The sequence below is a fragment of the Mucilaginibacter achroorhodeus genome (assembly GCF_007846095.1).
In the GTDB taxonomy this organism is placed as follows: domain Bacteria; phylum Bacteroidota; class Bacteroidia; order Sphingobacteriales; family Sphingobacteriaceae; genus Mucilaginibacter; species Mucilaginibacter achroorhodeus.
The window spans coordinates 23892-40219 of sequence record NZ_VOEI01000005.1; the positions used below are offsets into that span (position 1 = coordinate 23892).

The following is a 16328-nucleotide window of genomic DNA, read 5'->3' on the forward strand; positions in this document are numbered from 1 at the left end:
CCATTTAAACTTTTGTGACTATATTTAACTTAAATTAACATCTACTTACTAATAGTAAAGGTTTCTTATTGCCTGTAAATAAGCAGTAGATAGCATTACTCTTTTCGGGGATACTATTATGCCGCTATATCAAAAATTATCGGTAATTTTGAATACCCTTACTAACTATAATTAGTTGATTTTGAGAGACCAGCTAACATACAAACAAGCGTCGTTACCATCTTTAAAACAGGCAGCTCACGAATTATATCATAATTATGGAGCTATGCTGCTTGGGTATATTATGGAGGTAGTAAAAAACCGATCCGTGGCAGAAGGCTACCTTACCGACGTATTTTCGAGCCTCAATATAAACGATTTAGGTAAAATTACAGCCGACGGGCAAGGAAGCACTTATTGCCGCCTGCAACAGCACACACGCAGTAAACTTACATCGTTTATTAACGCGGTAGATGATTGTCCGGATTCGCCTGTATCTAAAATATCAGGTCAGAACAAGATCATCAGCCAGATGAACGATGAGCAACAAACCGTTTTTTGCGGCGTTCATTATCATGGTAAAAGTGTGGCAATATTGAGCCGTGAGTTAAACAAAAGCAGCGACGAGATAAAGCAGATTTTAAAGCAATCGTTCAACATAATCAGGAGCAACCGTAAATGATACATCAGTACATTAACAGCGGCATTTTAGAAGCCTATGTAACAGGTTCTGCATCGGAGACCGAGGTAGAGGAGTTGCTACGCATGAAAGCCAGGCATCCTGAGGTGAATATCGCCTTGCAGGAGCTTGAAGCTGATATGGAATTTTTGGCCGGTAGGATGGCTGTTATGCCACCTGCGCGTACCTGGGACAAGATTTCTGATGAGATAGATGAGATCATGTTGCGCGAGAAAAAGGAGGTGAGTAAGTTTAGGCCGGCAAACCAACCAACCGAAGAGACTATACCCCCTGCTGGCCCAACCTATATAGAGGTTGAAGGGGCATCAAGCCACATGCGTATACACAAGGCGTGGAGGTGGGTGTTTGCTGCCGTGTTTGTGTTGGGCAAGATATTCTTAGCTTTTGCCATCTATTTTTATTTGGAAAACAGGCAAGCCCAAACTCAACTTAACGAGTTAAAGACGGAGATACAGCAGTTAAAGGGCAAACATTAAGTGTTTGAACGCATTTATTTTTCAATTTTTTTTAAACTTTCCCCACTCCGAATAGTTGTTTTTTAAAGGAGGTTAATCACACATGGCAACATCACAGGAAAAAAACGAAGCGCAAGGTGAAGAAAAGGAAAGAGAGGAAAATTCCGATAAAAAACTGGAAACGGAAATGCCCCTGAGTGAAAAAGATGAGGTGAAAAAAGCAGAGCATCAAACTAATAAGGATGCTGAAAAAAATCAATAAATAACAAAGTCCCGGGCCAAAAAGTCCGGGACTTATTATTTATTAAGCGTAGTTAATTTAACATTACAGCGGCTCCTGTGAGAGCAGCGGTAACGTTGTCTATCAGGTTTTGTTCAGTAAATGGTTTAAGTATCACACCGTTTATACCTACTGACAGGTACTTGTCGCGGTCTTCCTTCAAAACATTGGCCGTTAATGCGAGAATGGGCAGATCAGCCTTTTCCTGGTTGATATTTGCACGTATCAATTGTGTAAGTTCCATACCACCCATTTCAGGCATTTCAATATCTGTTAACACTGCGTCGTAATGGTTATCTTCAAAGAGCTGCAATGCTTCACGGCCGTTTACAGCAACATCAAACGTAACGTTCCATTTTTTAAGGATGGTGCTTACTAAAAGCACGTTAAATTTGTTATCTTCTGCTATTAAAAGGTGTTTGCCTGCTATTACCTCGCGCGGATTAAGTTTAACCACCGGCTTTGCTTCCGTAATGCATTCTGTTTCCGTAACAACATCCAGCGGTAACTTAAAACTGAAGACAGATCCCTTGCCCGGTTTGCTTGTTACCTTAATGCTTCCGCCCTGCAACTCAACTATCTTTTTACAAATGGCAAGTCCTAAGCCTGTACCGCCGTAGTTAGCAGCTTTTTGGGCAGCTGCTACTTGAGAGAATTCTTCAAAGATTAATGGGAGGTGTTCTTTATCTATACCCAGGCCGGTATCTTTTACCTGTACGTTCAGTACCCTTTGCCCAGGGTTCTCCTTGGTAAGGAATGCCTTTATGGTAACGCCGCCGGCAGGGGTAAATTTGATAGCATTGCTGGTAAGGTTCATGATCACCTGCTTAAGCCTGAAATAATCGCCGGTAAGGCAAAAATCGGGATTAAACTCAATATCGTGTTTTAGGTATATGTTCTTCTTAGCGGCCTGTACCTGCATACTGGTCACAATTTCATTTATGGCATCATAAGGTTTCAAGGGCTGATGCTCAAAATTCATTTTGCCGGTCTCGTATTTAGAGAAATCAAGAATCTCGTTCACTACCTCAAGCAGCATTTTTGATGAACTGCGTATCGCGTTGGTCTGTTCTATTTGCGTTTCGTCTAATCGGCTTTGGGTAAGTTGTTCAGAAAAACCGATGATGGAATTAAGCGGCGTACGGATCTCATGGCTCATGGCCGCAAGGAAGCGGCTTTTTTGTAAAGCGTATTTCTCTGCCATTTCGCTGTGCAATACCATTTCTTCCTCGTTGCGGAATATCTTCCAGATATTGTAAAGGATGATAACAACAACGGTGGTCATTAGCAGGAAAATTGCCCCTGTTAACTTTCTGAACTCATACATTACCGTAGCCAGATTCGAGTTCAATTCTTTTTTACTGCCGGCGATATATTGGTTCTCTGCTGTTTTATACTTTTTTAAACTGTTGATGATCTGGCTTATTAACCTGTTGTTTATCTCCAGCATCTGGCGCTCAGAATCACGCAGTTTGTTGTTGGCTTCAGATATTTTGCTATAATACTTATCATACTCCTGGGCCACCTTGGGTGTGGCAACCATAGTGGTGATAACCGTATCGGTACGCTTTTCTACCAGTACGGGGGCGGGTTTATTTGTCTGATCAGTTTTCTTTTTACCTCCGAATACAGAAAATAGCCTTCCAAAGAACTTTTTCTTTTTTTCAGGAGCTGCCGCCACAGTCGTTTTAATGGTATCTATTTTAATATTCGTTTTTATCCGCCTGATCACCGGTTGCTTAACCAGCTTTTTATCGCGGGTTTGCATGGCGGTATTGATAAGCTTTGCCGAATTGATCAAACTATCAGACAACGTCATCAGCCTTACGTAGTTAGTAGCACTATTTGCCTTCGCGTTTATCAACGCCTTTAGTGCACTATCTTCTTCTGTGTAAGTTGTGTTTTTATCATTGTAGTTCATTTTGGCGATAATTGCCCTAACGTTTTTGATCTGCCTGGAAAACTCTTTAGAGTAATATTTTTTACCGGTAAGTGCAAACATACGGCTGTTGTTATCTGCACTGTAAAGCTCAACTATGCAGCTATCTATGAGGGTGGAGTTCTCTCTGGCAGCAACCATCTTCTGGAAATTGGAACGCAACTTTTCGGCTTTACTGTAATGGAGATAGAGGTAAAAAGCACCACCGAATAAAACAACAATCAGCATTACTATGGTGAGGTAACGCAGAATGGGTATCTTTTTTACATTAGAAAACATATGGTAGCTAACACTTGAACTTCAATTGGGGGAAACTGTTATTTGTACAAGTGTTGGCAAGCCAAATGCCATGGAAGATATTATTCTTATATGGAATACGTTTTTTGGGCCAAGGTGTAAATTACATCATTAACGCTAACAACGTTCAACCGTGCTGTTTAAAAATGTAGGCACTTTTAAGTTTTTTTTGAACGCTTAGAAGTATCTATCAACTATTTAATGTGTAACAAAGCCCGTATCACTCGCTGTAACAGGCTTTTTGATATTCCGTTTACCGATGAGCAATACGATGAATCCCATTCCTGATGCTGCCAGCATCAATAGCGCCATTGGTATCGCCGATTGCGCTTTGAACATACTTACGCCAATGGACACAAGCGAGCCTACACTCATTTGAAAAGCACCCATAAGTGCTGACGCTGAACCCGCATTTTTTTCAAACGGCGCCAAGGACAAGGCAGAGGTGTTCGGACTGATTAGGCCTACACAGCAAAGCACGATAAATATCATGAAGATAGTGCCTACCAACCCCAACCAACCCTGGCTGGCAGCCAATACAAATAAAGCAGATGCACTTACCATAATGATCAATGCTACCTGTACCACCTGCCTGCTATCATATCTTTTGATCAAGGCAGTATTTAACTGACTTGAGCCGATGAACCCTACAGATAGCAAGGCGAATATCCAACCGTAAACTTTACCGCTTACTTTAAATACATCCATAAACACCAGCGGCGAGGCCGATACATAAGCAAACAATCCTGAAAAGGCTATACCACCCGCAATGGCATACGTGTAAAACTGTGGCTCTTTTAGCACGGTTAAAAAGCCGTTGATGATGGGCTTAGGTTTAAGCGAGTAATTCGGATCGGGCTTGTAGCTCTCCGGTAGCAGAAAAATAACAGCCAGGGTAATGAGCAGGGATAAGACAGCCAGTATGAGGAAGATAATATGCCAGCTAAAACTGGTTGTAATATACCCACCCACGGTTGGCGCTATCATGGGCGATGCGCCCAGGATAAGGATAAGCAGCGCAAATACTTTAGCGTTGTCTTTTACAGGAAACAGGTCGCGTACCATGGCTATGGAAGCCACGGTTGCCGCACAACTACCCAGCGCCTGGAAAAACCGGGTAACTATCAGCATCTCAATACTATCCGAGTAATAACATGCCAGCGATGCGATGATGTACAAAGCTAAGCCGAAGTACAACGGTTTTTTACGGCCATATTTATCCAGTAGTGGGCCGTATAACAATTGCCCTGCAGATATACCGATGAAAAAACTGGAGAGCGATAGGGCTACCTTTTCAGTAGTGGTATTAAGCGATTTGGCAATGTCTGGGAAACCCGGCAGGTACATATCAATTGAGAACGGGGCAAGCGCGGTAAGCGAACCCAAAACCATTACCGAGGTGAAATAACGTTTACTGGTCATATATCAACGCAAAGGAAATCATTAATAGTTGCTTATGATCTTCAAATTCAAAATTATACAATGAGGTGATTTTAATTTATTTCATACATTAGACAATCGCTGGCCCGCCCGCCTGCAATTGGTAAACCACTCTTATACGCCTATGCTGGTTATTTTAATTTGTATAATATTATTGATCTTATTGGTAAGCTGGGGAAAGGTAAATCCCTTTCTGGCCTTTTTGCTGGTATCTATTGCTGCCGGTTTAATGTTGGGTATCCCGGTAAATAAGATCACCACATCTATACAAAAGGGTATAGGCGATATCCTTGGCGGCCTGGTGATCATTATTTGCCTAGGCGCTATGCTGGGCAAACTGGTAGCTGCGAGTGGTGCCGCACAACAAATAGCAGGTGCGCTGGTGCGCTTGGTGGGCGAAAAATATATTCAATGGGCGCTGGTTGCAGCCGGTTTTATCATTGGCATTCCGCTGTTTTACGGGATAGGTTTTGTGCTGATGGTTCCGCTAATATTTTCTGTGGTGTATAAGTATAAACTGCCTGCAGTGTTTATCGGCCTTCCCATGATCGCGTCATTATCAGTAACGCACGGCTTTTTACCACCGCATCCGTCGCCATCGGCTTTGGTCGTTCTGTTCCATGCCAACATGGCTACCACTTTTATTTATGGGTTATCTATAGCAATACCTGCCATTATTTTAGCGGGGCCGGTGTTCGCGCGCTTCCTTAAGCGCATCCCGTCAGAACCATTGGCTACCTTTCGTGCCGAAGAACTGCCTGATGAAAAATTGCCCGGGACATTTATAAGCTTTTTCACCGCCTTACTGCCCGTAATTCTACTAATGCTTACCGCATTTTTTCCTTACCTGGGCATCAAAAATGCAACCGCGCTAAAAGTAATGGCATTTGTTGGCGACCCATCAATTGTAATGCTGATAGCGCTTTTAGTTGCCACTTATACACTCGGCACGCGGCAGGGCATGAGCATGGCAACCATATCCATCCATTTTACGGATGCCGTTAAAGACATCGCATTGATCTTATTGATCACAGCAGGCTCCGGTGCGTTTAAAGAAGTTTTGGTTGCCAGCGGGGTTGATAAAGAAATAGCAGGCAGCCTTCGCTCGTTTAATATGCCGCCGCTGGTACTGGGTTGGCTTATCGCAGCTATCATTCGTATCAGTTTAGGCTCAGCAACGGTAGCCGGTTTAACCGCGGCAGGCATTGTAAGCGGCCTGGTGGTATCAGAGCATGTAGACCCTAACCTGATGGTGCTCGCCATTGGTGCAGGCAGCCTGGCCTTTTCACATGTTAATGATTCCGGATTTTGGCTTTTTAAGGAATATTTTAACCTCAGCATGAAAGATACTTTTAAGTCATGGTCTATGATGGAAAGTCTGGTTTCTGTAATAGGGTTGGCCGGGGTATTAGTGATCAACTTAGTTATCAAATAATGGTGTTAAAAAGATATTTAATATTAGTGATGCTATGTATCTGCGGCACACTAAAGGCCCAGACTGAAGAAGGTAGTTTATTTAACTCCTTTGACGGAACCAAAATATATTACGAAGTAACAGGCAACGGTTACCCGGTTATATTGGTACATGGCTTTACCAATAACAGCCAAAGCTGGAAACATGGCTGCCTTTATCCGGCCTTAATCAAGCAAGGATACAAAGTGATCATCCTCGACCAGCGAGGTAATGGCCGGTCTGATAAACCGCATACTGATGCTGCATATGCCAAAGATGCCGAGGCTAAAGACATCATGGGGCTTGCATCGCTCCTAAAGTTGAAGCAATATTTTATTGTGGGCTATTCGCGTGGATCTATCATCACATCGCGCGTGATGGTGCTTGATAAGCGCGTTAAAAAAGCAGTGATGGGCGGTATGGGCGCCGACTACACTAACCCAAACTGGCCAAGAAGGGTGCATGCTTACGAAGCGCTTGCAGGTGATACCACGCATCATGATGTGGATGAGATGATGGCCTGGATACACAAGAACAACTTTGATGATGAGTCGTTAAAACTACAGCAGAAACACCAGCCATCAACCAGCCCGGTCGAGTTGGCCCGCGTTAAAATACCTGTGCTATTGATAGATGGGACCGAGGACAAAACCAATGGTGACGTACATGAGTTGCAAAAACTGATCCCTGGTTCTGCCTATGCAGAAGTACCCGGTAACCATAATACTGCAGGTAATACTGAACAGTTTGCAGAATCTATTATCAGGTTTCTGAAGCAGTAACAGTCAATTTTAGTATTGGCTTACAATTTGTAGGGCTTTTTGCGATACAAATTATTTAACTATGAAAAGGATAACCATATTATGTTCAATGATGCTAGCATTTATGCTCAGTTTCAATTTAAATGCCGAAGCGCAAATTAGTAAACAAGGTAAAGGTGCCATTATTGGCGGTGCTGGTGGTGCCGTTGCAGGTGCACTTATAGGTAAAAGCGTTGGTGGTGCCGTTATTGGTGGTGCCATTGGTGCAGGTGGCGGTTACATTATTGGTAACGAAGCCCGTAAACGCGAAGAAAAACGCAGGCGTGCTGCTTACCTTGAGCGCCGCCGTGCATGGAAAAGAGCTCACCCGGGTAAAGCATACCCATATTAATAGAACTACATTAGATAACGAAACCCTTTGCATTAGCAAAGGGTTTTTTTTGTGCCTGTAACTATTGATTATCAGTAGTTTTTATAGTTATTACCGCTAAAAGTCACCTTTATGTTACCGCAGCGTAATTGTTTGGTGTGCAACATTTATATATTTAATATTAAGTATATTTGCAAAGCGTCATTTTAGCCGTTACCTCATATAATTTAAACAGTTTTTCAGCGTTTTTAGAGGCGTGTAAATACTTAAATACCTAAGAAAAACAGAATTGATTAAAACCCCTATAATGGTAAAGCGTATTTTAGTATTAGACGATAACCAGGACATCCTCGAGGTGGTGCATGAAACCCTTACATACGAAAACTTTGAGGTAAAAAGTATTACCCGTGGTATTGATGTAATGCCCCTTGTTGAAGAATTTAATCCCGACCTGGTTATTCTGGATTACCGTGTGGCAGGAGCCAATGGCGGTGAGATCTGTCAGGCCATCAAAGCACACCCTAAATTTGGTGATGTGCCCGTTATTATTTTCTCAGCTTATGTAAACCACTCGGCAGACCTGTTTGCCTATGGTTGTGATGCTATCATCAACAAACCGTTTGACCTTACAGAACTGGTTGAAAAAGTAAACGGCCTGATAAAAAATTAAGTACAAATCCCTTAAAGAAAAAGCCCCGTATCATTTGATATGGGGCTTTTTGCTTTTAGTTTATCCACTACGTTTTCCGCAATGACGTTCGGTTCGTGTTTTACACAATATAATTCCAACCGTGTGTATCCTCGCCACGGCCGTATTTGATGGCATCCATGGTTTTAAATATTTTGTTAGAGAACTCGCGTGAGGCAGGGTCGCTAAGGAAGTATTCTTCGCCATCTACCACAAATGAAGCAACGGGAGCAATGGTAGCAGCAGTGCCGGCGCCAAAGGCATCAGTAAGTTTACCGTTTTTAGCACCTTCTGCCAGTTCAGCAACTGATAATTTACGTTCTTCAACGTCAATACCCCAATCTTTAGCCAAAGCTATAACCGTATCGCGGGTTACACCGTCAAGAATGGTGTCTTTAGCCTCAGCAGTTACCAGTTTGCCATCAAGAAGAAACATGGCGTTTGCAGCCCCCATTTCTTCAACATATTTATGCTCTTTGGCGTCCGTCCATATCAGTTGGTCAAAACCTTCTTCGGCAGCTTTGCGGCCCGGAAGCATTGATGCAGCGTAATTACCGGCCGCTTTTGCATAACCCATACCACCTTCGGCAGCGCGGGTATAATGTGTTTCAATTTTAACACGAAGCGGTTTTGAAAAGTACGGGCCAACTGGGCCAACCAGCACAACGTATTTGTAAGTTGCCGATGGTGTTACACCTAAATACGGATCGGTAGCGAACATGAACGGACGAATGTACATGGCATGGTTCTCTTTAGCCGGGATCCACTCACGGTCAAGATCAACCAATGCGGCAATGCTTTGTACAAAAACATCCTCAGGTATTGTTGGCATACAAAGGCGCTCTGCAGATTTGTTGAAACGAATAGCATTTTTATCCGGGCGGAAGATAGATACGGTACCATCTTCGTGCTTATAAGCCTTTATACCTTCAAAAAATGCCTGGCCATAATGCAAAGCAGAAATAGCCGGACTCATAGCAATAGGGCCGTATGGAACGATCTCAAAATTTTTCCATTCGCCGTCGGCGTAATCAGCCACCAGCATATGGTCAGAGAATACTTTACCAAACGGCAGGTTGTCAAAATCGGTCTCCGCTAAGCGCGAATGAGCGGTTTTTGTTATTTTGATATCCAGTGTATCAGTGGTCATGGCAGTAAATTTTAACAGAAAATGCCAAGATAGGGATTTTAAAATTAAACATTGGGAAAGCGGCTACCATGAAATTATTGGCATCAATTTAACTTACACCGGAATGACTAATAGAAAATCAATCTTGCCAACTGCGAAATCAAGACTGCAAACTAACTTTATAGCTCGCTCACCACTTTATCAACCCATCCTTTACCCCATTCGGTTATTTCCTGTTCGCTCCATAATGATGGATAAAAAATGCGCTTCTGGAAACGCGGCGGCAGGTATTTTTGCCAGTTGGTGCCGCCTGTGGCCTTAATTTCTTCGGGCTCGCGGTGCAGGTAGCGCACGGCAGATTTGTAATGACTTAGCGGCCAGTTCACGTTTACATTGATATCCAGCTGGCGTAATTGTTCCTCAAGGGCCTTGGTGTTTTCGCCTTTAGCTTGCATTTGGCGGAGAAGGCTATTGAAGTTAGTATTACGTACTGATTTGCCTAATTGGATAAATGTTTTGGCGTATTTCTTCTCGAATTGGTTTAGCGTGAGTGTTTTCTTACCTGTAGATAGTTCGGTAGCGCCGTATTTCCAGTAGATCTGCTCAAATTGCTCTTCTACGGACGCGTTACTCAACTCATCGTGATGATGCGGTGCCACAAGGTTTATAAAATCAGTAGCATGAATTTCGATCATTCGGTACTGCCCGCTCTGGAAACCGCTGGCAGGCAGCAACGACATCCTGAACTGCAGGAATTGCACTTTCTCCATGCCATCCACCATGATCTCGAAGGAATTGGTAAGCGCTTCAAAATAGCGGTTAATGCGTTTTACGCGGGCGGTGAAGAAATCAATGGTAAGGTTTTCCGCTTCGGCGATTTGCTTGCACTCATGTAACGAGAGCTTAAAATACAGCTCCGTTATCTGGTGGTACATAATGAATATCTCCTCATCCGGGAACTGCGTTTTAGGACTTTGCAGGCTCAGCAACGTATCCAGGTGAATGTAATCCCAATACGTTAAAAAATCAGCATGCAGCAGGCCATCGAGGTAGGAGGTCATGTCCTGGCCCATGGCATCATATTTTTCCTGCAGCAGGTTTAACCTTTTTTCAATTTCGGGCGAGATACTCATGTGTGCAAAGATAGGACTTAAGTCAAAACTCAAAATTCAAAAGTAAAAAGGCTTCAAAGTCAATCATTAATATTTTTTGGTTTTGACATTTGAATTTTTACTTTTGACTTATTCACAAAAGGCAATGGTGTTCTGCCTATTTGAACCGCTGCAAAGCTGATGACGCCTACTCAAATGGATTTTTTATTTATTTGCTTGTAGGCTATGTTCAAAAATATCATCTCAAAACAGTTAAATCTTTTAAGTTACCTGGTACGGTGGACGCTGATCAGTATCCCTTTGGCTGTTGCCGTTGGCAGCGCCGTGGCGTTTTTTCTGTGGCTGCTTAGCTGGGCCACGCATTTCAGGTTTGGGCACAGCTGGTTGCTTTACCTTTTGCCGTTAGCAGCTATAGCCATCCATCTTCTCTATAAATGGTATGGCAAAAGTGCTGAGCGTGGGAATAACCTCATTATCGACGAGATACACCAGCCGGGAGCAGGCGTGCCCAAACGTATGGCGCCGCTCATTTTGATCACTACAGTCATTACGCATTTATTCGGCGGCTCCGCGGGTCGCGAGGGTACGGCTGTTCAAATAGGTGGCAGCCTGGCCAATTTATTCGGCTCCTGGTTTAAGGTCAGCGAGGCTGATAAAAAGCTGGTATTGACAGCAGGTGTTGCAGCCGGGTTTGGAGCCGTTTTTGGTACGCCGCTTACGGGCACCATCTTCGCGCTGGAGGTTATTGCCATTGGCCGGATCCAATATAATGCACTGCTGCCATGCCTGATAGCGGCCCTTGTCGGTGATGTTACCGTATCTGCCTGGGGTGTGCATCATACGCAATACCATATTGATGTAGTAAACGCAGGCAGTGATCTCTACGGTAAGCATTTACCCTTAAGTTTCATGTTGCTGGGAAAGGTTATTTTATCTTCTGCCATGTTTGGCCTGGTGTCAATGGCGTTTGCAAAAGGTGTGCATCTGGTTAAGAATACAGCCCTTAAATTAGTGAAGATCAACTGGCTTATTCCGGCTTTGGGCGGCGTAATTATCATTGCCTTAACCTTTGCGTTGGGCAAGCCGGATTATCTTGGTCTGGGTGTCGAGGCTGAATATCCCGGCGCGGTTACCATTGTTTCTGCATTTAAACATGGCGGAGCAGATGCATTGAGCTGGCTATGGAAACTTATTTACACATCCATAACCCTTGGCACAGGTTTTAAAGGGGGAGAGGTTACACCCTTGTTTTATATTGGTGCTACATTAGGTAATACACTTGCCGATATATTGAACGCACCGGTAAGCCTTTTTGCAGCCCTTGGCTTTATTGCAGTTTTTGCGGGCGCTACCAATACGCCGCTGGCATGCACGCTGATGGGGATAGAGCTATTTGGAGGGGAGTATGCCATTTTTTTTGCGGTGTCCTGCTTTACGGCCTATTTCTTCAGCGGCGAGCAAGGTATTTACTCCGCGCAACGAAACGAGAGTTCAAAGTTAGGCGGCTATAGAAACAGGTTGTTTTCCAAATACAAATTTTAGTGCTGCATCAGCCAAACATATTTACTTCTAATTGCTTTTAGAGTTAATTCTTAATCTCTGAAAAACATGAAGATCAGCCGTATTTTGATCGGTATAGATGACAGCAAATATGCTGAGTACGCAACCAGCTATGGCTTTGATTTAGCTAAAAATTTTAACGCTCACGTTGGGCTGGTGCATATTGTAGAACCTGCTATTAGTCCGGATACCGGCAGCGGTGCCGATAACCTGATGGGTATGCCATTGCCTACGGCAGATTACAATGATGCTACGGTTATGGAGATACAGCGCGAACATGCTGATAACATCATCCACCAAACCATAGCAAAATATGGTAAAGGAGTAGAGATAACCCATTTTAACGAATTCGGCTCAACTGCTGACGGGATCCTCAATTGCAGCGAAGAGTTTAAGGCCGACCTGATCGTGATAGGTACGCACAGCCGTTCGGGTATCGACAGGCTGTTGATGGGCAGTGTAGCCGAAACGGTTATCCGTAACGCAAAGGTACCTGTATTGGTAGTGCCATTAGGGGAGAAGGATTAGCTTACTTTGAACGCTATTACTTTTTGCTTGATCAAAAAGTAACCAAAAAATCAAGTCAGCAAAGATGCTTCTTTCCCGCACGAGGCCTTTGCCTGCAAGCAGTCAGAACCACGGGCTGCAAAATCTTGCCGCCACTTCGTTCGCTCACGCCATCGCTTCAGGCAAGTATTGCTATGCCCTTGCCATCGCACAAGGCCACCATTGTTCTGCCCGCTTTCGCCAGAAGCTTTTTTGCTGACGAAAAGAACAGAAAGAAAAATACAGTTTGATTATAGAGATGAACCCAACGTAACCGACCAAATGCTGCATAGCGTAACGTGCGGATAGCACAGGCATTGGTAAAGCAGAAACAATTTAGCGCGTTACCGTAGCAGCGAGTTTTTTCTTTGGTTACTTTCTTTTTTGCGGAAACAAAGAAAGTAACATCCACTGACGATAACGTCAATACAACCATTCCTAACGAAGAAATAATCATTAGGTTGTTGCCACTCTGCAATAGCAATGACAAATCCACGAGATTAGTACAGCAGCCTAAATTTTATAGTATGCTCAATAGCCTTTAACTCATTAAGCACCTGCGTATCGTAACCGGCGTCAACGTCGGTAATTACATAACCAATTTGCGGATTGGTTACCAGGAATTCGCCCACAATATTAATGTTATGGTTGGCAAACACTTCATTTATTTGTGCTAATATACCCGGCACGTTCTTGTGGATATGTATAAGGCGGTGAGCGTTGTTAATGCGGGGTGGCTGCAGATCAGGGAAATTGCAGCTCATATGGGTTTTCCCCTCGTTCATAAAAGCAATAACCCGCTTAGGTATAAAGTCGGCATTGCGGGGGTTCTGCTTGTAATCATCAAAAATGATGATGCCTTTTTGGCCCGCGACCTCGGCCAATTTTTTGCTGGCTACCTTACCAAAACAACCAATAACTTTTAATCTGCCGGCGTGTTCCAATTGCTCAATGGTGGGTTGATGATGATCGTCACAAAAAAGCACACCTGCTTCTTCCAGGTATTTATCCTCAATGGTAGGCTGGTGGCGTATGTTGTAGCCTTCGCGTTTCATTTGGCTTAGGGCCTCCTCATCTATATCGCCTACCACCAAACATTTAATGCGGTTTTTAGGGTACGAGATAGCACGCGGCAGTTTGTTAATGTACAGGAATTCATCAAAGCTCGGTGTAATGTGGTCCGCTTTTTCTGCCACCGATTTACGTTCAATGTTCTCTGTAAAGGCAAAGAACTTTTTGATCATGCCCGACTCTTTTAACTGAAAATCAGAATAGCCATCACCAATGCCGTAAATGTCGCCTTGCAAATTAAGCTCTTTAAGCAACTTCACCTTGCCGCCCTCTTGCGAAAGCGGGTTTTCTTTATCGTAGCCTATGATGTTTCCCTCGTCATCAAATACAAAGGTATTGGCATAAATATTCTCTTTTTTGATATGGTACTCGGTAACAACCGGCGTGATAAACTCCTTAAACCCGCCCGAAACGATCAGCACTTCATCCTGGTGTTTTTTAAAGAAAACGGTATTGCGCGAAAATGACGTAGATACCTTCTTTTTTAAATGGCTGATGAGCATTTTAAGATGCTCGCGGTTGGCGCAAAGTAACTTTACCCTTTGCTGCAAACTTTCCGTAAACGACAGGCGACCTTCCATTGATGCATTGGTAAGGTCTTCAATCTGTTTATAGATGTCCTCGCGGTGCGGATGGTTTTTTAGCGAAATACGGGCTAACTCATCCAATGCCTCCACCTGGGTAAAGGTGCTGTCGAAATCTATGATAAAGTATTGCTCAGTTTTTTCAGGCTGCGACGTCATAGCGCAAAAATGCAATTTTTAGTCTACCTTTTTAATAGAAATTTGATAAAAGCAACAGGGCTCAGCTCCTTTCTGCTGCAGGAAGCAAAAAGGGTAAAAAACAAAAAACAAACCCCTCTTTTCGCGCAGCGAAGAGAGGGGTTACGAGCGTAGCGATGTCTGGGTGAGTAAACTTTACGTGCTAAATAATATTAGCACTGCAGCTTTTGCATCGAACGTTTATTTAAAATAGATACCTGCTTCCAGGTCTTCTAAAAGCTTAGGCCCTGTCGGGTCCCAGCCCAAGGTTTCGCTTGTAATTTGGTGGGATGTAGGGTTATCTAATGTTACAAAGTGTTTCATCCAGCCGAAATGTTCTGTAGCCTCATCACCGGTTTTTGATACTACCGGCAGGTTCAAATGGCGGCCTATTACCTCTGCAATATCTTTCAACTGTACACCTTCTTCTGATGATGCATGATAATTTACATCATCAGCCGCTTTCTCTAAAGCCAATACGTAAAGCCTGGCAGCATCAAGGCGGTGCACGCCTGTCCAGCGGTTGGTGCCACCGTCAACATAGGCCGATACGCCTTTTTCTTTTGCCAGTCTTACCAGCATCGGTACAAAACCATGATGGTCGCCCTCGCCGTGCACAGATGGTGATAAACGCACGATGGAAACTTTTATACTTTTTTTGGCAGCTGCACGGGCAGCATCCTCAGTTGCTACGCGAGGAAATTGCTCTGCCGTAAAAGATGGCTGCTTATCTTCAGTTGCCAAACCATTGCCCGATAACAGGGCTGTGCCTGAGGTAATGATGAAAGGGCGGTTTGAGCCCTCCAATACCGAAGCAATAGCTTCTATAACCCTGCGGTCTAACTCGCAGCTGGCTTTAAAATTTGAAAAATCATGTACAAAGCCGCAATGGATAACGGCATCGGCGGCGGCAGCGCCTGCCTTTACGCTCTCAATATCTTCAAGTGAACCGCGATGCACATCAGCACCTGCATTGGCAACAGCCTGTGCAGCTTCATCTGAACGGGCAAAACCAAGTACCTGGTGCCCTGCTTTTATTAACTCCCTGATAACGGCTGAGCCTACAAAGCCCGAAGCGCCGGTGACAAATACTCTCATTGTTAATGTGTTATTTTATAAGTAAATCAATAACACAAATGTCTATAACGGTGCCCCCTAAAAAGAGGACATTTGTCCCTATTTTATCTTTATCGTTTTACCTGCGCATGCCTTACCCGTGTTAGTGTTTTAAGCGATACACCCAGATAGGAAGCCACCATGTGCAGCGGTATCCGGTTAAAAATATCGGGGTAGGTACGCACAAAATCATCATAACGTTCTTCAACGGTGGCGCTCATGGTGTTAAACACACGTTCGCGTGTCATGGCCAGGTTACGGGAGATGATATTTTCACTGTAAACTTTCAATTTTGGGATGGCTACAGAAAGGGACACAAAATCGCGTTTGGCCCAAAGCAGCAGGTGAGCATCTTCTACGGCTTCAATATTGTAAAGTGTTGGTGTGGCATTGTTAAGGCTTTCAGGTTCTGTCATCCAATGATATTCGGGCGCAAAATACATGTTATGCTCGCCTCCGTCATCGCGGGTGCGGTATAGCCTAAGCATGCCTTCAAGTATGAATATTTTATGGCGGCATATCTCACCGGCCTGCAACAGCATATCTTTACGGCGCACCTTCTTTTCAGTAGCTACCGATAACATCAAGCCGATCTCTTCATCGTTAAGGTTGATGTATTCCTTTGCGTAATCCCTGAAGTTATTCATCATGTCAAAAATAACGAAAATGCT

Annotated in this window: 17 protein-coding genes and 1 riboswitch; of the genes, 9 read left to right on the top strand and 8 right to left on the bottom strand. The window is 43.8% G+C overall.

Annotation, left to right across the window (positions count from 1 at the left end; all coding sequences use genetic code 11):
• Positions 1 to 181 precede the first annotated feature (181 nt).
• The 3 genes from FPZ42_RS13930 to FPZ42_RS19225 all read left to right on the top strand — a co-directional run bounded on the left by FPZ42_RS13930 (position 182) and on the right by FPZ42_RS19225 (position 1396).
• Positions 182 to 661 carry a sigma-70 family RNA polymerase sigma factor gene (locus FPZ42_RS13930; RefSeq protein WP_146272271.1) on the top strand — a complete coding sequence of 160 codons (480 nt, stop codon included), beginning with the start codon at positions 182 to 184 and terminating at the stop codon, positions 659 to 661.
• On the top strand, positions 658 to 1155 hold the full coding sequence (locus tag FPZ42_RS13935) for a hypothetical protein (RefSeq protein ID WP_146272272.1): 498 nt from the start codon (positions 658 to 660) through the stop codon (positions 1153 to 1155). Before FPZ42_RS13930 ends, FPZ42_RS13935 begins: the two co-directional genes overlap by 4 nt.
• Before the next feature lie 82 nt (positions 1156 to 1237).
• Positions 1238 to 1396 carry a hypothetical protein gene (locus tag FPZ42_RS19225; RefSeq protein WP_186458775.1) on the top strand — a complete coding sequence of 53 codons (159 nt, stop codon included), beginning with the start codon at positions 1238 to 1240 and terminating at the stop codon, positions 1394 to 1396.
• Positions 1397 to 1448: 52 nt separating this feature from the next.
• Here FPZ42_RS19225 and FPZ42_RS13940 read toward each other — a convergent pair whose 3' ends face one another.
• Positions 1449 to 3632, bottom strand: a complete 2184-nt coding sequence (locus tag FPZ42_RS13940) for an ATP-binding protein (RefSeq protein WP_146272273.1) — start codon at positions 3630 to 3632, stop codon at positions 1449 to 1451.
• A gap of 216 nt (positions 3633 to 3848) precedes the next feature.
• Entirely contained in the window at positions 3849 to 5072 is a 1224-nt protein-coding gene (locus FPZ42_RS13945) for a multidrug effflux MFS transporter (protein WP_146272274.1), read from the bottom strand.
• A gap of 142 nt (positions 5073 to 5214) precedes the next feature.
• Between FPZ42_RS13945 and FPZ42_RS13950 the strand changes: the two genes are divergently transcribed.
• The 4 genes from FPZ42_RS13950 (at position 5215) to FPZ42_RS13965 (ending at position 8344) form a co-directional block, all read left to right on the top strand.
• Positions 5215 to 6525 carry a gluconate:H+ symporter gene (locus FPZ42_RS13950; protein ID WP_146272275.1) on the top strand — a complete coding sequence of 437 codons (1311 nt, stop codon included), beginning with the start codon at positions 5215 to 5217 and terminating at the stop codon, positions 6523 to 6525.
• On the top strand, positions 6525 to 7325 hold the full coding sequence (locus tag FPZ42_RS13955) for an alpha/beta fold hydrolase (protein ID WP_146272276.1): 801 nt from the start codon (positions 6525 to 6527) through the stop codon (positions 7323 to 7325). Before FPZ42_RS13950 ends, FPZ42_RS13955 begins: the two co-directional genes overlap by 1 nt.
• Positions 7326 to 7413: 88 nt before the next feature.
• On the top strand, positions 7414 to 7695 hold the full coding sequence (locus FPZ42_RS13960; protein WP_186458776.1) for a YMGG-like glycine zipper-containing protein: 282 nt from the start codon (positions 7414 to 7416) through the stop codon (positions 7693 to 7695).
• A gap of 286 nt (positions 7696 to 7981) precedes the next feature.
• Complete coding sequence (locus FPZ42_RS13965; protein WP_146272278.1) at positions 7982 to 8344, top strand: response regulator; 363 nt, start codon at positions 7982 to 7984, stop codon at positions 8342 to 8344.
• Positions 8345 to 8444: 100 nt separating this feature from the next.
• Here the strand turns inward: FPZ42_RS13965 and FPZ42_RS13970 are convergent, their stop codons facing one another.
• On the bottom strand, positions 8445 to 9512 hold the full coding sequence (locus FPZ42_RS13970) for a branched-chain amino acid aminotransferase (RefSeq protein ID WP_146272279.1): 1068 nt from the start codon (positions 9510 to 9512) through the stop codon (positions 8445 to 8447).
• 158 nt (positions 9513 to 9670) lie between these two features.
• Positions 9671 to 10657 carry a tryptophan 2,3-dioxygenase family protein gene (locus FPZ42_RS13975; protein WP_261382296.1) on the bottom strand — a complete coding sequence of 329 codons (987 nt, stop codon included), beginning with the start codon at positions 10655 to 10657 and terminating at the stop codon, positions 9671 to 9673.
• 78 nt (positions 10658 to 10735) lie between these two features.
• Positions 10736 to 10800: riboswitch (Fluoride riboswitch) on the top strand.
• Positions 10801 to 10828: 28 nt separating this feature from the next.
• Between FPZ42_RS13975 and FPZ42_RS13980 the strand changes: the two genes are divergently transcribed.
• Positions 10829 to 12145 (top strand): voltage-gated chloride channel family protein, encoded by a 1317-nt coding sequence (locus FPZ42_RS13980; RefSeq protein WP_146272280.1) that lies wholly within the window; start codon positions 10829 to 10831, stop codon positions 12143 to 12145.
• A gap of 66 nt (positions 12146 to 12211) precedes the next feature.
• Positions 12212 to 12691: a universal stress protein gene (locus tag FPZ42_RS13985; protein ID WP_146272281.1), complete on the top strand. Its 480-nt coding sequence runs from the start codon at positions 12212 to 12214 to the stop codon at positions 12689 to 12691.
• A 157-nt stretch (positions 12692 to 12848) separates the two neighbouring features.
• On the opposite strand, the gene FPZ42_RS13990 is transcribed toward FPZ42_RS13985, so the two are convergent.
• The 4 genes from FPZ42_RS13990 to FPZ42_RS14005 form a co-directional block, all read right to left on the bottom strand.
• Positions 12849 to 13205, bottom strand: a complete 357-nt coding sequence (locus tag FPZ42_RS13990; protein ID WP_186458777.1) for a hypothetical protein — start codon at positions 13203 to 13205, stop codon at positions 12849 to 12851.
• A 4-nt stretch (positions 13206 to 13209) separates the two neighbouring features.
• Entirely contained in the window at positions 13210 to 14523 is a 1314-nt protein-coding gene (locus tag FPZ42_RS13995; RefSeq protein ID WP_146272283.1) for an HAD-IB family phosphatase, read from the bottom strand.
• Between the two features lie 219 nt (positions 14524 to 14742).
• Positions 14743 to 15639 carry an SDR family oxidoreductase gene (locus tag FPZ42_RS14000; protein ID WP_146272284.1) on the bottom strand — a complete coding sequence of 299 codons (897 nt, stop codon included), beginning with the start codon at positions 15637 to 15639 and terminating at the stop codon, positions 14743 to 14745.
• Between the two features lie 89 nt (positions 15640 to 15728).
• Complete coding sequence (locus FPZ42_RS14005) at positions 15729 to 16307, bottom strand: Crp/Fnr family transcriptional regulator (protein WP_146272285.1); 579 nt, start codon at positions 16305 to 16307, stop codon at positions 15729 to 15731.
• Positions 16308 to 16328: the final 21 nt, after the last annotated feature.